The sequence below is a fragment of the Idiomarina sp. UBA4520 genome, assembly GCF_002388365.1.
Classification (GTDB): domain Bacteria; phylum Pseudomonadota; class Gammaproteobacteria; order Enterobacterales; family Alteromonadaceae; genus Idiomarina; species Idiomarina zobellii.
Genome location: NZ_DGMK01000003.1, coordinates 12,931 through 31,636 on the forward strand (window position 1 = coordinate 12,931; position 18,706 = coordinate 31,636).

Below are 18,706 nucleotides of genomic sequence, written 5' to 3' on the forward strand. Positions count from 1 at the left end.
CAATAGTAGAGAGGCATTAATAAAAAGCCTCTTTAAAAGAACAACTGTGAACAACAGGCGAGGATAGATTTATGAAAAGACAAAAACGCGATCGCTTTGAAAGAGCTCACACTCAAGGCTTTAAAGCCGGCTTACATGGGCGTTCGAAAGATAACTGTCCTTATCAAACTCAAGACGAGTTTAGGTCGCATTGGTTAGGTGGCTGGAGAGACGCCATGGAAGCAAGGAATACCGGCTTGTTTCGCTAATTTGTCATTCCTTTAAAGGAGAAACGCCGATAGTTGTTGCTATCGGCGTTTTTGTTTTAAGCAAACTTATGTCGTGCAATTAAAACGTTGAAGTATCGGTAAATAATCCGACTTTTAAGTCTTTCGCGGTATAAATTTCACGGCCATCAACTTCGACACGACCGTCGCCAACGCCCATGAACAGCTTGCGTTTTATAACGCGTTTCATATCAATGTAATAACTGACTTTCTTATGCTCAGGCAGAATTTGTCCCGTAAACTTAACTTCGCCAACGCCTAATGCACGACCGCGACCGGGGCCGCCTGACCATGCCAGGTGAAAGCCCAGTAATTGCCACATTGCGTCTAAGCCTAAGCATCCCGGCATGACTGGGTCACCAATAAAGTGACACTGGAAAAACCAAAGATCAGGGTTAATATCTAATTCTGCGTGAATATAGCCTTTGCCATGAGCGCCGCCATCTTCGCTAATCTCCACGATTCTATCCATCATTAACATATCAGGGGCGGGTAGCTTGCTGTTACCTGGACCAAACATTTCACCACGGCTGCAAGCCAGCAGCTCTTCACGAGTAAAGCTCGACTGATTCATAAACACCTTAAGTAATTGAAAAAACTGTGCAGCAGTTTAGCGTACAGCTGTACGCTAAACAAATCCGACAAGTGTTTATGAGGGGGGAATTAAGAAAAAAGTCGACGCCAAAAGCCAATAGGTTGACCTGACTCATCATCTTCTAAGGTATTTTCTTTTACCTTTTGGAAAAAATTATCCGCCCTGCAGGAAGAGAGTATCTCTAATGCTTCCTCGACGTGAGCCACAGCATAGATGTGGAAGTTCCCTTGTTTTACCGCGTCAATGACTTCCTCGTTCAAGTTCAGTTGGTGCTTATTGGAAACAGGAATAATGACGCCTTGTTCGCCATTTAAACCACGCTCTTTACACAGAGCGTAGTAGCCTTCAATTTTTTCGTTAACAGCCCCAATAGACTGCACATTACCGAACTGGTCCACAGCGCCTGTTATGGCTAACGTCTGCTTCAGCGGAATATTTGCCAGAGCCGACATCAAGCAACACAGTTCTCCTAAAGAGGCGCTGTCACCATCGACCTCATAGTAAGACTGTTCAAAGACGACTGTCGCCGACACCGACAGCGGCGCGTACCGTGCAAATTGGTTTGCTAAATAAGCACTGAGAATCATCACGCCTTTTGTATGAATATTTCCGGACAAATCCGATTTACGCTCGATATCAATAATATCGCCGTCGCCATAATGGATAGTCGCGGTAATTCGCGAAGGTTCGCCAAACTCGCTACCACCGATAGTTACAACCGTAAGGCCGTTTAGCTGACCAATTGCCTCACCATGTGTATCAATACGAACCTGTTGCTCAAGTATGCTGCGACGGCTAAGCTCAGCTAAATTGCCTTCGCGGTCACGCTGTTGTTGTAAAGCGTCATCAATAGCTTGCTTATCAATTTCCGTTTGTTGACGCTCCAAAGCACAGCTGTTCGCTTCTCTTAATACTTGTAACAAGCGCACGGAGTTAAGCGTTAGCTCCTGCTGATAGTCAGTGTATCGCGCGCAAACCTTTAGTAGTCCCGCATAGCCACTTTGGCTCAAAGGTAAAACATCAGCAATTTGCCAAACGTAATTAAGGTAATCGAAGTAGGGGGCAACAGGCTCATTCTGAGTGGCATAATGCCCATGAAAGTCCGCCAGAAATGGAAAGAAATGATCAAAGTCTTCGTCGTACTCACGCAGCTGGGCATACTCATTACGAGAGCCTAATAAAATTACTTTTAAGTTAACCGGAACCGGCTCAGGACGATAGAAGAACGCTGTACCAGAGTCAGGTTTTGCTGTTGACCATTCCAGCTCACTGCACTCAATCACGTTTTTCAAACGCTTCCAAAGCTTAATGTCTTCTAAAAGCTCTGCGACTTCAATGGCTAAAACGCCACCATTGGCTTTATGAATAAGCCCAGGCTCAATAAGGTGAAGCTCTGAACGAACAGTCCCTTCAATAGCCTGTACGCCAATGTGGCCGAATAACCGTTCCTCAGTAACTCGGTCACAATAGTAATAGGGAGCAGGGTGCTCGTGTGCGACTAAAATACTGGCCAGTTGTTCGCCTTGTATGTCTGCGGGCGCCACATCTCGTATTTGTTGCATATAGTCACGCAGTTTGTGCGTGTCATAGGTTTGAGTTATTTCTTTATAGGCTTCTTCGCGATTGTCCTTGGGTAAATTAATGAACGCCCAAACCGCTTCTAAAAATGACTCAGCAGAGCCTGACGGAATATTAACCGCAACAGGTCGAAGTGCATCTTTTGGATTCGCCATATAAACCCAGTCGTACCAGCTTGAATACTCCCACTGATGCTCATTGAAATAGGCGTTAAGTACATCACGTTTTAAAATGCCAGGCGAAAACAACGCATAGATATTTGAATACGTACCATGCTGCTGCAGTGAATCGCCAAAAGCCTTAGTGGCACGTGACTGACCAACCAAAGGGTTCTCACTCAGCTCTGCAGGAAAACTCTTCAACCAGGTTTCAATATCCGGCTGTAACGCCTTGTAGTCTAATTTCATAAAACCGTCTCTTTATTATCTATGAGCGCATGATACCAGAATTCCTGAGTAACCGATGATTTGGGCCGTAAAACGCCACATTATATAATTACGTATAATGTATATTATGTTAAATAAGATATATAAAAGGATAATCAAGGCGGTAAGCGCTAACTTTAAAACGTGTGCTCTGCTACTTCAGGAAGTTTTTCAGCAAGAAAATCTATTAAGGTTCTTACCGCAGGTTTCAGTCCACGGCGATGAGAATATGTCATGTGCATAATGCCAACCGGTAAGTTCCAGTTTCGTAGTAACTGAACAAGCAGCCCTTCAGATACCGCTTGCTGTCCTATGTAATTTGGCAATGCGACAATTCCCTGGTTATTAATGGCGGCTTCTTTTAACAGCATCATGTCGTCACTAATAAGCTTGGGCTGGAAATTAATTTGCTGCTTATCACCTTGTTCATTGGTTAGCTGATAATGGTAACGACCGCTGGTGTAATGCAAACTCAGTTGTGGGTGTTGTATTAAGTCCTGGGGCTCTTTAACCGGCTGCGCGTTTAACAGCTCAGGAGAAATAAACAAACTTGATGGTGACTTTGTTAACGGCCGCGCAATTAACGAGGAGTCTTCAATATACGGACGTACGCGAAGCGCAATATCGATATTTTCATCAATGAGGTTAACCGGCCTATTGGTAGCAATGACATTAAGCTGCACTTCGGGATATTTATCCATAAACTCTGGTAGTACTTTGACCAGTAAACTTTGGCTGATGGCATACGGACAGCTAATATTCACACGACCTCTGGGCTTTTCTAACAATGCCTGAGTCACCATTTGCGCAGACTCAGCCGCATCAACTAATGACTCGCAATGCACCAAAAATGCTTCGCCAACGTCGGTAAGCTTTAACCCTGAACGCCCCCTATTTACAAGGCGTACGCCCTGCTCTTTCTCTAATTGGCTGAGCCTGCGGCTTATGGTCGACTTCGGTAGCTCTAATTCTCTTGCCGCCGCATTAATACTGCCGGCACGCACCGTGCGGGCGAATAAATAGTAATTGGCAATATTAGGTATCGACATAAGTGTTCTAATTTTGGAACGTTTAATCCCATTTTATCGTCTTTTTATTTAATTCGGAACACGTAGTATTAACGCCAACATTATGAATAAGGTAAGACTTAAAGGAGCTACCCTATGAACGTATTACATTTAGACTCTGGTATTTTTGTTGAAGGCTCAGTGAGCCGTCAGTTAAGTGCTGACATTATTAAGAAGCTACAAGCAGAAAGCGATATTTCGGTAAAACACCGCGACTTAGTGACTGACGCTATTCCACACTTAGGCGCTGATGAATTGTTAGCTGAAGATAAGCCATTAATTAACGAACTGATTGAAGAGCTCAAAAACGCCGATGTTTTAGTCATTGGCGCACCTATGTATAACTTTACCATTCCTACACAGCTTAAAGCCTGGATCGATCGGGTATTGCAGGCAGGCGTAACCTTCCGTTATACCGAAAATGGTCCTGAAGGTTTGCTGGAAGGCAAAAAAGCCTATATTGCTTCGGGTCGTGGTGGTGTCTACTCAAGCGGCGACGCAAGTGCGCTTGATCATCAGGAAGCTTACCTAAAAACCGCACTGTCTTTTATCGGCATTACCGATGTTGAAATCGTTCGTGCTGAAGGCCTGAACATGGGTGATGAGTCACGAGAGCAAGGTTTATCGAATGCTCAGTCACAAATAGCAGACATTGCCTAGTTCCCAACCTACCGACGGATAAACATATAGATACACAGAGTTAATCCGTCGGGTCCCTTTTTGCGTAAACTTTAGACAGGTTCCTAAAAGGCTTGTCTAAATGATGATAAAAACAACCTTACAGCCACGAGTCACCCATTTGTTTTTTGCATGTGCATTACTGGCAAGCTTTGTCAGTCATGCAGCCACTAAGGTCGATGTGGTGAAAGTCAAAAAACAACACGCGTATCAAACTCTCTCTGTTCCTGCTTCCGTTGCGGCTAAAAATAATAGTGAATTAAGTTTCGGTGTTTCCGGAAGACTATCGTCATTTGAATACGATGTTGGTGATAGTATTACTGCGAATACCACCATAGCACGCCTCGATACGCGGCAAATCGATGCAAGTATTGAATCGCTAAACGCGCAGCAAGCCTCCTTAAAAGCAACCCTTAAAGATGAAAGACAGCAATTAGAAGAGCTTCAAAGTCTCGCGAAAACCGATTTTGTCGCTCAAAGCGAACTACGTCGAGCGCGCGCAGCTGTTGCAGTGGCTGAAGCTGACTTAGCCGAGGTGACTGCCCGTTTGAACGAACGTGAAGTAAACCAGGATTATCATCAGCTAAAAGTCCCGTTTAATGCTGTTATTGAGGGTCTGCCGGGATTCGTACAGAATTCGCCAAAAGAATCCTAATGTATTGATATTTAATGGTTTTACCATTTTTTAGATAACGTAATATCGCGTCAACTGGCCTAAGCCTGAGGTTCCAAAAGCTCGCCAAATAATTCACGAGCTTTTTCCTTTGCTAAGCTCAGTGCTCGTTGACCATCTTCAGTGCAACGATAGTATTTACGAATTTTCCCGTTGACTTCGCGTTTTTCACTTCTTAAATAACCATTTACTTCCATCTTATGCAGCATCGGATAGAGTGTCCCGGGGCTGAGTGTATATCCGTGAGTGCTTAGCTCATCTATCATCCCTGCGCCAAATATTTCCTCGTGGGCAGCATGGTGCAATATATGTAACTTAATAAAACCAGAAAACAAATCTCTATCTTGCATTTTACCCTCAGCAATACTATCGTTATCGAGTATCGATATCGAAATCCGATATTTATTTCTTAAGTACGCCAGAACTTGTGTTATTCAAGGAGAAACTATGAAAGTTTTATCACGCCCCTTGCTCTTGGCCTATGCGTTACTGTTTAGCACGTTCAGTTTAGCACAAGAGGAAAACCCGAATGACTGGATTTTAAATGCGGACTCAAGTGAAGAACGTTTTCAACTTATTCAAGGGTATTTACGCGGCTTTGATCAACCCATGTGGGAAGTTGGAGAGCGTTATGAAAAGGTTCATGAGGCTTTGACGCGTGAAAATTATCAGCTAGCCGGTTATCACTGGCGAAAAATCAGAACCACTATTCAAAATGGATACTTAAAGCGCCCTAAGCGTAAACCAAATGCTGATAGTATTTTTTTCAATGGAACATGGGAAAGCGTAAAAGAAGCGTTTGATAGCGCTGATAAAGAGACTGCATGGAATGCTTTCGGAGAAGCCAAACGCGCTTGCATGGCCTGTCATCAGGCAGAAGGTGTTGGCTATATGAACAATCAATCGCTATTTGAGCTCGAGCAAGAATAGGAGTTATTGACGTGTCGAACAAGTTAGTTAGGGAAACGGGCTTATTTGGTGCACTTGTCATCGGTCTGGGTTCAATCGTTGGTACGGGAGCCTATGTCAGCGTTGGTTTAAGCGCTGAAATTGCGGGCTCAGGCTTGGTTTTGGCCATACTGGTCGCCGCTGCGACTGCCTTAATGAACGGTCTATCGTCGGCACAGCTTGCCGTTGCGCACCCGGTTAGCGGCGGAACGTATGAATACGGTTACCAGTTCCTGAACCCGTTTAGTGGCCGAATTGCTGGTATACTTTTTGTTATAGCCAAAAGCGCTTCTGCAGCTACGGCCGCGCTTGCGGTTGCCTGGTATATTAGCTTAGGCTTGAATGTCCCTCCGTGGATCGTCAAATTTATCGCTGTCGGACTACTGCTAACGTTTACCGTGCTAGTCTTGTCTGGTGTACGCCGGACAAATTGGCTTAATGCATTATTGGTTTTCGTCAGTTTACTAGGCTTAATTGCTTTCGTAGGAATAGGCTTAAGCAGTAGCGGCATGTCTGGAGTAGACCCAGTCACATCATCTTCCTTGTCACTATTCCACGCAGCAGCACTGATGTTTGTTGCTTTTACGGGGTATGGAAGGATTGCAACCATGGGTGAAGAGATTAGTGCTCCACGTCGAAACATCCCCAAAGCCGTCATCATAACACTGGCTGTTATTAGCGCTATTTACATTGCGGTCGGCCTTACGATTTTGCATTTAGGTGGTATTCAGTCATTCGAGCAAAGTAATTTCAATATTGCTAACTTGATCCCTAATCATAGCTGGCGATGGCTTGTGGTTACTGGAGGCGTAATCGCCATGAGTGGTGTCGTTCTGAACCTGGTGTTAGGGGTGTCCCGTGTCATTCTTGCAATGGGCCGGCGCGGCGATCTACCAGCGAAAGTGGCAGGGTTGAGCGGCGATAGTAAATCAGCACCGGCAGCGACATGGATAACTTTCGCGATAATGTCCCTAATCGCTTTGTTTGGGGGGATTAAAGCCGCCTGGACACTCAGTGCCTTCACCGTATTAATTTATTACGGGATCACGAACATAGCTGCACTGAAAGTCTCTCAGACACAACGGTTTATACCGAAATGGGTATCTATTCTTGGTTTGCTGAGTTGTTTTGGATTAGTGCTGTTGGCAGCACTAGCTTAATTGAAAACATACGGTAAGACATTGATTTATTATTCAGTAAACATTATTGGATAACACGACATTTTTGCGATAGTATTAAACGGTAGTACCTTTTAATACTTAGGTAGGTTAGAAATGGCAACATCCGTAAAACTGAATGACGATATGAAAAAACGCGTGCAGCACTTAGCAGATGTTCGTCATCGCTCAGCGCATTGGATCATGCGTCAGGCGATCCAGGATTATGTTGAACGTGAAGAAAAACGTGAAACGTTTAAGCAAGATGCACGTCGTGCCTGGGAAGATTACCAACGTAATGGTTTGCATTTGACGGCAGCGGAAGCCGATGAATGGTTAGCCAAACTTGAATCGGGTGACAATGCTGAGTTGCCAACGTGTCACAAGTAATTTGGTCCCCGGCCGCTTTAGCGGATGTGCAACGTCTGCATGATTTTTTGCGAGAGAAAGATCCGATAGTGGCCCGTAAGGCCGTCAAAAGCATCCGCCAAAACGTCCTTATTTTGGCTGGTCAACCCGAAATTGGCCGCCCGCTGGATGATATGCCCATTGAATTCAGAGAGTGGCTCATTGATTTTGGTCAAAGCGGTTATGTTGCACTCTACCGTTACGATGGCTTTGAAACGATCATCCTTGCAGTGCGACATCAAAAGGAAGTTGGCTATTCGTGATCGCTTGGCTTATTCAGTACCTCAATACGATAATCCGGGCGCAGTGCCTGCCGGTTCATATCCAGTATATAATCACCAAAACGATTAATGTGCGCGGTTCGGTATGGCGACAACCCGGCAATAATGTCGGCAGTGATTTCGGTACCATCCTCCATTAGCTGCTTGAGCACACGCGTCATGCGCTCGGTGTTGTACAGCACGACCATGTTCGCCACTAGATGATTGTACTTCACGATTTTATTTTGCTCGTGACGGACATTTTGTGCAATAACACCTTCACCGCCGAAGAACAGCCATTTAATAAAACCGTTAAACTCTTCAGATTTATTGGTTTCTGACTGAATGACCTGCCGTAAGTCCACATTATCAATGTAGTTCAGGAGAAACAGTGTTCGGATCACTTTGCCCAACTCCCGAAACGCAAAATACAGTTTGTTTTTCCGGCTGTATGTGCCGAGTCGGCGTAACAAAGACGATGCGGGCATGCGGCCCAATTTTATGGATAAAATGATTTTCAGCATGTCGGGAAGCAGCTGCTCAATCAACGCAAAATCAATGCTGCCGGCAAACAGTTGATCGATGTGCTCGTAGCGGCAGGTCTTGTCGGGTCGAAATAAATTTAAATCATGGATGTTTCGGATCCGCGGCATCAATTGAATACCCAGCAAGTACGAGAGCCCGAATACCGGATAACTTTGCGACTGAGTATCGCCGTGTAAAAACTCAGGCTGGATCTCGGATTGGTTATTCAGTAGTCCGTCAATTAAGTAGTTTCCCTCGTAGGCACCACAGGACAAAAAATGACTGTATAACGCAATGTAGGTATCGGATACGTGGTAGTAACCGATGCCGCCGTAGCCACCGTAGCGAATATGGTACTCAGACATCAGGTTCTGCTCGTACAACTCCCATTTGGTTCCGTCTACCGACGCGTGCTGCCCGCTGCCCCAGAACCTCGGCAGATCGAACTGGTTGTATGCATTGATGACGTTGGCAATGGCCTTATCTAAACGATCATCCGTCACTTGTTTTAAGTTCAACCAGGCCACCTGCTTAGGGCTGATCCCCTTGATAGAGCGCGCCGTTTGTGTGGGCCCTAAATTGCATCCGTAACAAAATAACGTAGTAACGAAACGTCTGGCCGGATCATCCACCCGGCTTTGTTGGCCGGACAAGGGATAAAATAAATCACTGAGATTTAACCAACGTTCGCTGTCCACCAAAATGTCAACGATGCTCGTTGGCTCCAGTTGTTGGCTGATGGCATCATCCACACGCTGGATGGCCGCTCCGGGTCGCTGTGTTAATAATCGCTTTAAACTGATCCGACCCTCTTTTATCTGAGCGTAGGTATTTTCCGGAAAACGTTCATCCACTCGCTGTGCCAACCGCGCCAGTTTAGATTTCAAATGCTGAATGAGTTCACCGGGCTTCTCCAGTGGTAATTCGACCTGCTGCGCGTAGCGTGGCAGCTCGCGTGCGTAGGTTGCCTCATCAATCAGCCCCTTGCGATAATCCTTGTATTGCTCGCTGTTGACCACGTACAGATCCACAGATGCCAATTCCTGTTTAATGTGGAGTAAAATGCACAGCTCCAGATATTTGCGGTGAAACGTCATAAAATCGTCGTCCCGCTTGGGCGGTCCCAGTACCAGCTTTTTCCAGGCAGTAGATAACCATTTACTGCCTTTGACACCATCAAAGGCCTCCAACACATAGCGTGTGTCAATGTGCTCCTGACGGACATCGCGCAACGATAACAGACAACGTATCAGACGTTCGGTGGTTTTGTCGCTGGAGGTGCTGCGCAATGTGAGGATGGACAGGCAATTGAATAACAGCGACCGTTTGGTGCGATAAGGCCGCAAAAGAAAGGGATAGTAATTATTGCCGGAGTAAGCCAGGTGCTCATCGCATTTTGCCATCAGCGCTTCTTTATCCGGACCCGCGCGTTCATCGAGACGTTTGAGACGCTCTGCGGCACTGCCGGGCGTATCCATTTCCAGTAGCATATCGCGCAGGGTGCCAATGAGCTCGTTCGTCTGTGCCTGTTGCTGCAGGATGTAGCGTTGTAAGTTGTCTTGCGCCTGTCTCTCCAGCCCTCGTATAAGCTTAATAAACAGCTCAGCCACATCATCCAGCGCCTGTCCGTGTTGACTGCGGATCAAGATCACGGCCAGAGCGTACCGTTTGTTGGGCCTTAAGTCGCGCATTTCTTTGGCATCCAGTGCCCGGGCTTCCAGCATAAACTGCCGGTACTTGGCGGTGGGTAATGACAAGGTTGGCATTTGGGTTTCCAGCGTCCGCAGCCATTCCACGTGATGTAAGTAACTTCGGATCGCCTTGTTGGTCGGTTTTTTAGGCTCACGTTTGAGTCGCTGCCAGTCACTGTACGTGCCTGATGAGACTTGCGTTGACAGCAACCGATCCAACTGTTTTTTAGCCACCGTACTCAGTTTTGTCGTGATCCCTGCGTACAGCTGATCATTGACCTGTTGTCGGCTCTGTTGGGCCTGTCGCTCTAAGACACTGAGTCCGGGTAACTCAAAACGGTGATGAACGAGCTCTTCGAGCATCACGTTGATGATATCGGTAATGGCTTCTTTCGTAAGCGCCGCGGTTTCAGCGACCTGACGTAACCAGCCGTGCTCTAATTGGGTAAAACGCCGGATCCCATGATGTTGGCGGATCTGAGTAATGTGACGTTGCCGGGTACCCGAGCGTTGATAGTTTGCCCATTGCTCAGGGGTGGGTTTTACGTGAATGTCGGCGACTTTTCGGATGTGCTCAATGATGGGGCTTGGTGCCTCCGCGGGTGACAGAAAGTAACCGAGTCGTTGCACCAGTTTCAGTTGCACCAAAAAACCTAAGCGGGCGATGGGTTGTGAAATGCTCGCCGCCCATTGGCGTTCATTTTCCGTCGGGTGATACCGGGCCGATAAAATGGCATAGGTAAAGTGCGCCTCCAGTTTCGGATACGCGGTTTGCACTCGTTGTGTCATGGCACGGTACCGCCTCTCATTCTGTTATTCCCATTGGCGCTGCGTTTCCGGTTCGCGGATCACCGCTTCCAGATAATAACGTTCGTCACTGGCAATGCTATGCAGCCGATCCAGTAACTCGTCGGCCACCGTATCGAGCTCCGGTCGACGCCCGGGCGCCAACTGCAATCGATAGCGATGCGGCTCTATCTGATCCACATTCGCGCTGAAGGCCTTTAAGCCGAACCGCTCCAGACGCTTTCGAACAGTACGCTCCGCCCGTGTTTTGTGATCAAGCCGTAACAAACGCAGTTCAACCGTGAGTATGACCGACGTGGCTTCGGTCAGTTTTTTACTCTGGCGTACCACTTGAGCATTGGAGGGCATCGTTTCAAAGGGGGTAGAGGCTTCCAGGTAGCGCACGGCTGACTGGAGATCGCGCCACCCAACATACTCCATCAGCTCGTTCAGCGACCAGCCTTGCTGGGTCGCCCAGTTGGCAAATCCGCGTCTCAGTGAATGGCTACTGTACTGCTCAGCCTCTAACACACCCGCTTCTTTCAGGCGTTGCCGTAATAAGGGCAACACACTGGCCGAATTCATGGGCAGTGAAGCCATTTGCCCCCATCGGTTGATCCCTCGAAACACAGGGCCTTCGGTGATCGCTGCATCGTTTAACCAATCCTGATAGGCCTGAACCGGGCAAAGCGTCGACAACGCCGGTGTACGATAGGCCTGACCCTGATTGTTTCTGTCGGATTTACTGCGGGGTAAGTAGATCGACAAGCCTTCACCCGGCGCCAAATCAATGTTCTCTACATTCAGCCGGGTCATCTCATCACTGCGGAATCCCCGCCAAAATCCGATGAGCAGCAGCGCTTTATCCCGGCTCGCCCGAAGAGAGGTGGCATTGATGGTTGGTACGGCCAGGCGACAATGATCTAACCAATCACAGGTCTGCTCCAGGGCTTCGAGTTGTATGGGGCGCGCCTGCCTAACACGAGCCGGATGCAACTCGCGGATCCCTTTTAACACCTTACGAACCAACGGCGATTTGGTGGGATCGACAAAGCCCTGCGACTGATGCCATTGTCCCAGCGCGGCCAGCCGTAACTTCAGCGTATTATGCGCCAACACACCGGCATGATCCGACAGATACCGGGCAATTTGCTCCGCTGTGGCCGGCAGCCGGCCGCCCCAGTGCGCCTCGAAGTGCTCAATGGCTGATTGATAACTGCGCCGTGTATTCTCCCGGGTCGCGGCGTGCAGGTATCGATCCAAATCACTCATGATGTCCTCATTCGGACAGTACAGTTGACGGCTCGAATTGACCGTCGGTGCTCTGTACTGCTCAGTCGCTTATTCTCGTTTATTACGTAACAGAATAGCCGATAAATCAATAAGAAACAGGCTAACCCATCATAATTTCAGATTATCTAATATTAAAAACAGTTTAAATTAGACAAATTTGAAATATAGTTTAATATGTAAATACATATTACATACCACAGTATGAAATCATCAGGAGGACAGAATGGCCAGAGGCGGTATAACCAAAAAGGCGGTCGAGCAGGCGCGCAATGCGTTACTCGCACGAGGAGAGTCAATTTCCATTGATGCCGTTCGTATCGAGCTCGGGAATACCGGCTCAAAGACCACCATTCACCGTTACTTAAAAGAGCTGGAAACCGAAGACGACAAAACGGCACTTTCAGAGTCTTTAAGTGACGAGCTGATCGCGTTGGTCAACCAACTCTCCGGTCGTCTCAAAGCTGAGGCACATCAGACGCTGGAAGCCCAAGAAGAGCGGCATAGCGAGCAGGTGACGGCGTGGCAGGAGCGATTTGAGCAACAAAGCCAGGAGTTATTGGCCACACAAGCGCATGTTGAAGAGCTGCTGCAAACGTTGAAACAAGCCGAGCAGCAACAACAGCAACTTCAGGAGACAAACCACCGGCTGGAGGTAGATAATGAGCGGCTCCAGTCCGATCTGTCCTCACAGAAACAACGCCTGTCTGAAAAAGATGAGCGTATTGCGTCACTGGAAGAAAAACACACACAAGCCCGGGAAGCGTTAAATCATTATCGTGATTCGGTCCGTGAGCAACGAGAGCACGAGCAGCGGCGCTACGAGCGCGACGTTCAGGGGCTGCAAAGTGAGATCAACGAGCTGGAGCAGGCATTGACCGCACGGCAGCACAGTTATTCAGAGCTGACGCAACGCAATACCCAATTGGAAACCCAATTGACGGAGCTTAAAAGACACTACGACGCCGTATACCAGGAAAGTCGAAGCACGGACGCTCAGCTATCCGAGTTAAAACAACAGTACGATCGACTGGACAACCGGTTTGTAAGCGTAACGAGCGAATTACAAGGTGCCCAAGACAAACAGGAGCGCTTACAAACATCGCTCACGGAGCTTACGCAGGAAAAACAGGCGTTAGAGCATGAATCAGTGCAACTGAACGCGGTGATTGCAACACAAAAAGAAATGATTGAGCACTGGTTTACTTCCGGGCAACTTAAAACCTTCTCCCCACACGGAGAGTCTTAATTCGAGTACCGGTCGTGAGATAGTTCTCTACTCGGACTTGACTCCGACTCGTTGATATACGTCATAATCACGCGTACTATCAAACACTCCTGACATCAATGGAGATGGTTATGAATATTCTCTCACCCAAAATGCTCTTGATTGCCTGCGCATTATTTTTGTATGCACCTGTCGTTTTTGCAAGCTCACCCGGCGGTGACAGTGCTGATATTATCAGTGACATCGTCGACACACCTGCAACGGTAAAAGCGAATGGTGTTGTGCGCGTGGGATGGCAGCGCGACGATGTGCCTGTCATGGTTGACGGCCTAAAGCTTCCTACTCCGGCCGGGTTGGGAAGTTGGGCTGGCTTTAAAGAAATGCCTAACGGCGGTTTTATGCTGATGGGCGATACCGTGGTCTTCGAAGATGAAATCACGCCTGCGATGGACGCAGCTTTCGCACACGACCTAGAAATCACAGCACTCCACAACCACTTTGTGTTTGATAGCCCTTCTGTTTACTTTATGCACATAGGTGGCCACGGAAAAAACCTTGCAAAGCTTGCCGAAGGCGTAAAAGCGATGTGGGATGCTATTAAGGAAGTTCGTAAACAACACGCCAAACCAGTAGATCGCTTCCCAGGCAGTGTTCCTGATATTACCGGGGAGTACAAAACTGAGGCACTTGAAGGTATTTTGGGAGCCGAGGGCAGTCTCAACGGCGAAGTACTCAAGTTCACGTTTGAACGTTCCGCGACGATGCATGGTACTGAATTTGGTGCGCCAATGGGTTTGTCAACCTGGGCAGCTTTCTCTGGCAATAAAGAGCATGCGGTTGTTGACGGAGATTTCGCTATGACCGCTGACGAAGTCCAAGCTGTGATGCATGCATTACGCGAGGCCAATATTCATATTGTTGCGTTGCACAACCATATGGTTGGTGAAACTCCTCCTTATTACTTTTTACATTATTGGGGCAAAGGAGATCCCGAAAAACTGGCGCAAGGAATACGCTCAGCGTTAAAAGCACAGAAATCCATCGCTAAACAAAGCGAATAAGCACTGGGGTGTGACTGAAATTGCCTAAAGGGAGATAAACTTATAATTTATCTCCCCTTTAAGGTATTAACCTCAATGAAAGAAGGTTCTATGCGGGGTAATAACAGATATTTTCAGTGATTTTTGGGCAGGCAATCGTTCCGGAACACGTCGATTTCTTGAGTTATTTCAACACGAACTAACCAGCTTTTAATAAAAATAACGTTTATTGAATTTATAAATAGGCATTATTTTCAAAAAGTTAACTTCTCTTTGGCGAATTTTACACGAATCCCGGCCGACCCTCTTATTGCCGAAAGGTTAGTTAATGTCGGAGAGTGGGTGACAGAAGATCAGCCCGCATTTCGGATTATCCAGCTCGACAATATGCATGTGGATGCTTATTTAGCACAGCGCTATTTACACGAAATTGATAGCTCGACCGATGTTTCTATAGAAAGCGAGGATCGCAGTATTAACGCGACTATTGCCTCTACTGTCCCTTATATAAACCCAAATGACAGAACCTTTTTACTAAGGCTGACTCCTGAAAGCCCGGACAGACTGGTTATAGGCTCGGCGGTTAATGCGAACATTAAACTGCGTAGTGCTTCTCCCAGGCTGACCGTGCCCCAAGATGCGGTTATTCGTTATAGCGATGGGCGCACGTCTGTCTGGGTTGTTGAAAATAATAACGGTAAACAAGTTGCTAGAGAAAAACTGGTTGAATTAGGCCAGCAATTCGCCGGCTGGGTCGTTATCGAATCCTCTCTTAATGAGGGTGACAACGTGGTCGTGCGAGGTAATGAGTCATTGAGCGACGGAGAGGTCGTCACACCAACCTCTAGCGAGGACTACCAGTAATCTTATGATTGAAGCTCTGATACGTCACAAGCATGTCACCATTGTTGCAGTTCTAATTCTCTGCCTGCTGGGAATAGCAGCTGCGTTAAAGATCCCGGTTCAGATGATTCCTGATTTAGAGGTTCGTACCATATCGGTGCAAACCAACTGGCCCGGTGCAACGCCGCAGGATATTGAGAAAGAAATTCTGATCGAGCAGGAGGAGTATCTTCGTACCGTTCCTAATCTGCAACGTATGGAAAGTAGCGCGAGTAACGGTCAGGCGTCCATTGAATTGGACTTTCCATTTGGAATTGATGTTACCGAAACATTAATCCTGGTTAACAATGCGTTAAGTCAGGTTCCGAATTACCCTGATAATGTTGATCAACCCCGTATCTTTGCTGCTTCTTTCTCAAGCAATGCCTTTATGTACTTCCGAGTGGCCCCCCTACCCGATAATCCTAAGAATATTGACATGGTCAGGATGCGCGATTACATCGAAGACAATGTTCGACCACGTATGTCTTCTGTCGCTGGTGTCTCACAAGTTGAAGTCAGCGGCGGCGCTCAACGGCAGGTACGCATTCAACTAAACCGCGAAGCATTGAGTAATTATGGCTTAACCGTTACCGATGTTCAGCAGACTCTACAACGCCGTAATGTCGATACATCAGCCGGTGAGCTGGAGCAGAACAAACGCCGCTACTTGCTGCGCACTGTCGGTCGTTTTGACAGCCTGGATGAAATGGAACGTACCATTATTGAGCGTAATGGCGACCGCATTATTCGACTAAAGGATGTTGCCCGCATCGACCTGAACCACTTTGAAACGAGCAGTGAGTCCTGGTTCAAAGACGAGCAGGTGTTAAGCCTCCAGGTAAAACGCGAGTCTGGTTCCAATGTTATCGATATAAAATACGCCATGCTTGAAGAGGTCGAGCGTATCAACGAAGAGCTCTTGCACCCTGCTGGCATGCAAATAATCCTAAATTCTGACGATGTCCGCTATGTAGAAGCCTCTATTCAAAACGTGCTTTTCAACCTGGCTCTTGGCGCAGTGTTTGCGACCTTAGTCATGTACGGTTTAATGCGATCGGGTCGTGCAACACTCATTGCCGTTATTGGTATTCCCATATGTACCTTGGCTGGATTCATCGGCCTGCTTCTGCTCGAACGAACCATCAATGTTATTTCATTAGCCGGCATAGCCTTTGCCATAGGCATGACTCTGGACAATACCATTGTTGTTTTAGAGAGCATTGAGCTAGAGCGACAAAAAGGGGCATCTCCTAAAAAAGCGGCTGTTCTGGGTGTGCAAAGAGTCTGGACAGCAGTATTAGCCTCTACTCTAACCACCGTTATGGTGTTTTTGCCTATCCTCTTTATTGTGCAAGAAGCTGGGCAGCTCTATTCGGACATTGCTATCGCGATTTCGTCCGCTATTATCGCCTCAATGGCTGTTTCAGTCACATTGGTTCCGCTGTTGTCAGCCTACTTTCCAGCAAAAGCCAAAACAGACGTTACTGATAAGCTTTTGAGCAGTGTTGATAAAATGACTGAATCAACACTGGCTAGCAAGCGTCGCCAACTACTGACGGTTGGTACTACTTTTGTGGCTGTCATTGCTACCTGGCTCATTCTGACACCACCCGCCGAATATCTGCCTGAGGGAGAAGAAGCTAAGACATTCGCCTCGATGAATGCACCGCCGGGTTACAACTTACAAACCATGTCAGCAATCGGCGATGAGATCCGAGCGATTTTCGATCCGGCTCTTATTACTGAGAGTAACGAAGTACAAAGCCCGGACGGCCTAACTATACCGGCTTTAAAAACAATTAGTTACAACGTTTCGCCAACTAATATGCGGATCATTGCCGAGACTCGAAACCCGGATCGTATCGAGGAATTAATGGATGCAATAACCACGGTCTACGATCGTTATCCGGGAATGCGCGCCTTTGCTACTAAAGGCTCTATTATCAGTAGCAATGACGGTGGTACCCGCAGTATTAATGTTGACGTAGGCGGTACAGATTTAGCTGAAGTTTATAATGCTGCGCGTGCCATCTACTCTCGCGCTGAAAGTGTCTTTGGTAACCCCCGTATTCAAAGTAACCCCAGCTCGTTGACATTGCAGCAACCATTGTTGGAGATAAAGCCTAATTTTGAGCGTTTGGCTGAAATTAATAGTGACGCGCAAAGCCTCGGATTTGCCGTCGCTGCGCTTACTGATGGTGCCTTTGTGGGTGAGTTTTTCCAGGGGGACGACAAAATTGATATGTATTTATTCAGTCAGGACGAAACTAATGTTAAACCGGATGATTTAAACAATATGTCGGTTTTTCAGTATCAGGGACGCCCCCTGCCACTATCAGCGCTGGCTGAAGTGAAAGAAACTGTCGATACCAGCACCGTGCGCCGTGTAGACAGTCGCCGAACGGTCACGTTAAACATTATTCCGCCGGACGATGTACCGCTGGAGTCTGGGGTACAAACCGTTCAAGAAGAAGTGATTCAGCACTTGCGCGAGCAAGGCGTTATCGATAAAGACATTACCACACAACTCTCCGGTGCGGCCGATCAACTCGCAGAAACTCAAACAGCGCTCAGCCAAAACTATCTGCTTTCGGTGGCAATTGTTTATTTACTGATGGTGGCAATATTCGCCCATTGGGGCTATCCCCTGCTTATTATGCTAACCATTCCAATGGGAATTAGTGCCGGCATCCTTGGTTTAGCGCTCATGAATGGCGTTGGCGATTTATTGCCACTACTGGGAATGAAACCGTTGAGTCAGTCGTTCGATATGATAACGATGCTGGGTTTCTTAATTCTGATGGGAACTGTCATCAATAACCCAATATTGGTGGTAGAGCGAGCAGTATACTTGCGGGACAAAGAGAATTATCCGCTTATAGACGCCATAAAAGAAGGCTTACGCTCTCGTGTGCGCCCTATCACTATTACTACATTAACAACCTTATGTGGGATTGCCCCATTGGTATTTATTCCTGGCGAAGGAACCGAGTTGTATCGAGGCGTCGGTATTATTGTGATGTTTGGTTTAATAGGTGCAGCAGTAGTGACTATTGTAACTCTGCCAGCATTGTCTGCATTGTTATTGAAAGAGCGAGTGAAGGTGAATAACTAGTAAAAGTTACTTTATCAGCAAGATCTTTGATCTTTGGTCTACTTTTCTTTATGTAAAGAAAGGGTAAATTAAGACGATATAAAGACTTACG

General features: G+C 47.1%; 17 protein-coding genes. 11 read left to right on the forward strand and 6 right to left on the reverse strand.

The features are described from left to right. The first annotated feature begins 71 nt into the window (after nt 1-71). A complete protein-coding gene (gene rmf / locus B3850_RS01260) occupies nt 72-248 on the forward strand; it encodes a ribosome modulation factor (RefSeq protein WP_053953642.1) in 177 nt (58 codons plus the stop codon). A 79-nt stretch (nt 249-327) separates the two neighbouring features. Here the strand turns inward: rmf and fabA are convergent, their stop codons facing one another. The 3 genes from fabA to B3850_RS01275 all read right to left on the reverse strand — a co-directional run bounded on the left by fabA (nt 328) and on the right by B3850_RS01275 (nt 3,913). Then, nucleotides 328-840 (reverse strand): 3-hydroxyacyl-[acyl-carrier-protein] dehydratase FabA, encoded by a 513-nt coding sequence (fabA, locus tag B3850_RS01265; RefSeq protein WP_053953643.1) that lies wholly within the window; start codon nt 838-840, stop codon nt 328-330. Between the two features lie 89 nt (nt 841-929). Next, nucleotides 930-2,846, reverse strand: a complete 1,917-nt coding sequence (locus B3850_RS01270) for an AAA family ATPase (protein WP_286874312.1) — start codon at nt 2,844-2,846, stop codon at nt 930-932. A 155-nt stretch (nt 2,847-3,001) separates the two neighbouring features. After that, nucleotides 3,002-3,913: a LysR family transcriptional regulator gene (locus B3850_RS01275; RefSeq protein ID WP_286874314.1), complete on the reverse strand. Its 912-nt coding sequence runs from the start codon at nt 3,911-3,913 to the stop codon at nt 3,002-3,004. Nucleotides 3,914-4,027: 114 nt separating this feature from the next. Here B3850_RS01275 and B3850_RS01280 point away from each other — a divergent pair, with 114 nt between their 5' ends. Both B3850_RS01280 and B3850_RS01285 read left to right on the forward strand, forming a co-directional pair. Further along, nucleotides 4,028-4,591 carry an FMN-dependent NADH-azoreductase gene (locus B3850_RS01280; RefSeq protein WP_286874316.1) on the forward strand — a complete coding sequence of 188 codons (564 nt, stop codon included), beginning with the start codon at nt 4,028-4,030 and terminating at the stop codon, nt 4,589-4,591. Between the two features lie 100 nt (nt 4,592-4,691). Further along, nucleotides 4,692-5,264, forward strand: coding sequence for an efflux RND transporter periplasmic adaptor subunit (locus B3850_RS01285; RefSeq protein ID WP_286911269.1), 573 nt, complete (start codon nt 4,692-4,694; stop codon nt 5,262-5,264). A 59-nt stretch (nt 5,265-5,323) separates the two neighbouring features. On the opposite strand, the gene B3850_RS01290 is transcribed toward B3850_RS01285, so the two are convergent. Beyond that, on the reverse strand, nt 5,324-5,632 hold the full coding sequence (locus B3850_RS01290; protein WP_199495186.1) for a PadR family transcriptional regulator: 309 nt from the start codon (nt 5,630-5,632) through the stop codon (nt 5,324-5,326). A 97-nt stretch (nt 5,633-5,729) separates the two neighbouring features. Here B3850_RS01290 and B3850_RS01295 point away from each other — a divergent pair, with 97 nt between their 5' ends. From B3850_RS01295 to B3850_RS01310, 4 genes are all read left to right on the forward strand, one after another. Next, on the forward strand, nt 5,730-6,212 hold the full coding sequence (locus B3850_RS01295; protein WP_272978489.1) for a hypothetical protein: 483 nt from the start codon (nt 5,730-5,732) through the stop codon (nt 6,210-6,212). Nucleotides 6,213-6,223: 11 nt separating this feature from the next. Then, complete coding sequence (locus B3850_RS01300) at nt 6,224-7,390, forward strand: APC family permease (RefSeq protein ID WP_199495188.1); 1,167 nt, start codon at nt 6,224-6,226, stop codon at nt 7,388-7,390. A 114-nt stretch (nt 7,391-7,504) separates the two neighbouring features. Continuing rightward, complete coding sequence (locus B3850_RS01305; protein ID WP_199495189.1) at nt 7,505-7,777, forward strand: CopG family ribbon-helix-helix protein; 273 nt, start codon at nt 7,505-7,507, stop codon at nt 7,775-7,777. Continuing rightward, the gene (locus tag B3850_RS01310) at nt 7,765-8,058 is read left to right on the forward strand and encodes a type II toxin-antitoxin system RelE/ParE family toxin (protein WP_199495190.1); all 294 of its coding nucleotides are present in this window, start codon (nt 7,765-7,767) and stop codon (nt 8,056-8,058) included. The genes B3850_RS01305 and B3850_RS01310 overlap by 13 nt, the downstream gene beginning before the upstream one ends. On the opposite strand, the gene B3850_RS01315 is transcribed toward B3850_RS01310, so the two are convergent. Together B3850_RS01315 and B3850_RS01320 are read right to left on the reverse strand one after the other, a co-directional pair. Continuing rightward, the gene (locus tag B3850_RS01315) at nt 8,049-11,060 is read right to left on the reverse strand and encodes a Tn3 family transposase (protein ID WP_286911270.1); all 3,012 of its coding nucleotides are present in this window, start codon (nt 11,058-11,060) and stop codon (nt 8,049-8,051) included. The genes B3850_RS01310 and B3850_RS01315 overlap by 10 nt on opposite strands. A 24-nt stretch (nt 11,061-11,084) precedes the next feature. Continuing rightward, nucleotides 11,085-12,329: a site-specific integrase gene (locus B3850_RS01320; RefSeq protein ID WP_286875304.1), complete on the reverse strand. Its 1,245-nt coding sequence runs from the start codon at nt 12,327-12,329 to the stop codon at nt 11,085-11,087. Nucleotides 12,330-12,573: 244 nt separating this feature from the next. Here B3850_RS01320 and B3850_RS01325 point away from each other — a divergent pair, with 244 nt between their 5' ends. The 4 genes from B3850_RS01325 (at nt 12,574) to B3850_RS01340 (ending at nt 18,615) form a co-directional block, all read left to right on the forward strand. Beyond that, nucleotides 12,574-13,596, forward strand: a complete 1,023-nt coding sequence (locus B3850_RS01325; RefSeq protein ID WP_199495193.1) for a DNA-binding protein — start codon at nt 12,574-12,576, stop codon at nt 13,594-13,596. Between the two features lie 110 nt (nt 13,597-13,706). Then, nucleotides 13,707-14,636, forward strand: a complete 930-nt coding sequence (locus B3850_RS01330) for a DUF1259 domain-containing protein (protein WP_199495194.1) — start codon at nt 13,707-13,709, stop codon at nt 14,634-14,636. Nucleotides 14,637-14,888: 252 nt separating this feature from the next. Continuing rightward, a complete protein-coding gene (locus tag B3850_RS01335) occupies nt 14,889-15,479 on the forward strand; it encodes an efflux RND transporter periplasmic adaptor subunit (RefSeq protein WP_286875307.1) in 591 nt (196 codons plus the stop codon). Nucleotides 15,480-15,483: 4 nt separating this feature from the next. Then, complete coding sequence (locus B3850_RS01340) at nt 15,484-18,615, forward strand: efflux RND transporter permease subunit (RefSeq protein ID WP_286911271.1); 3,132 nt, start codon at nt 15,484-15,486, stop codon at nt 18,613-18,615. The last annotated feature ends 91 nt before the right edge of the window (nt 18,616-18,706 follow it).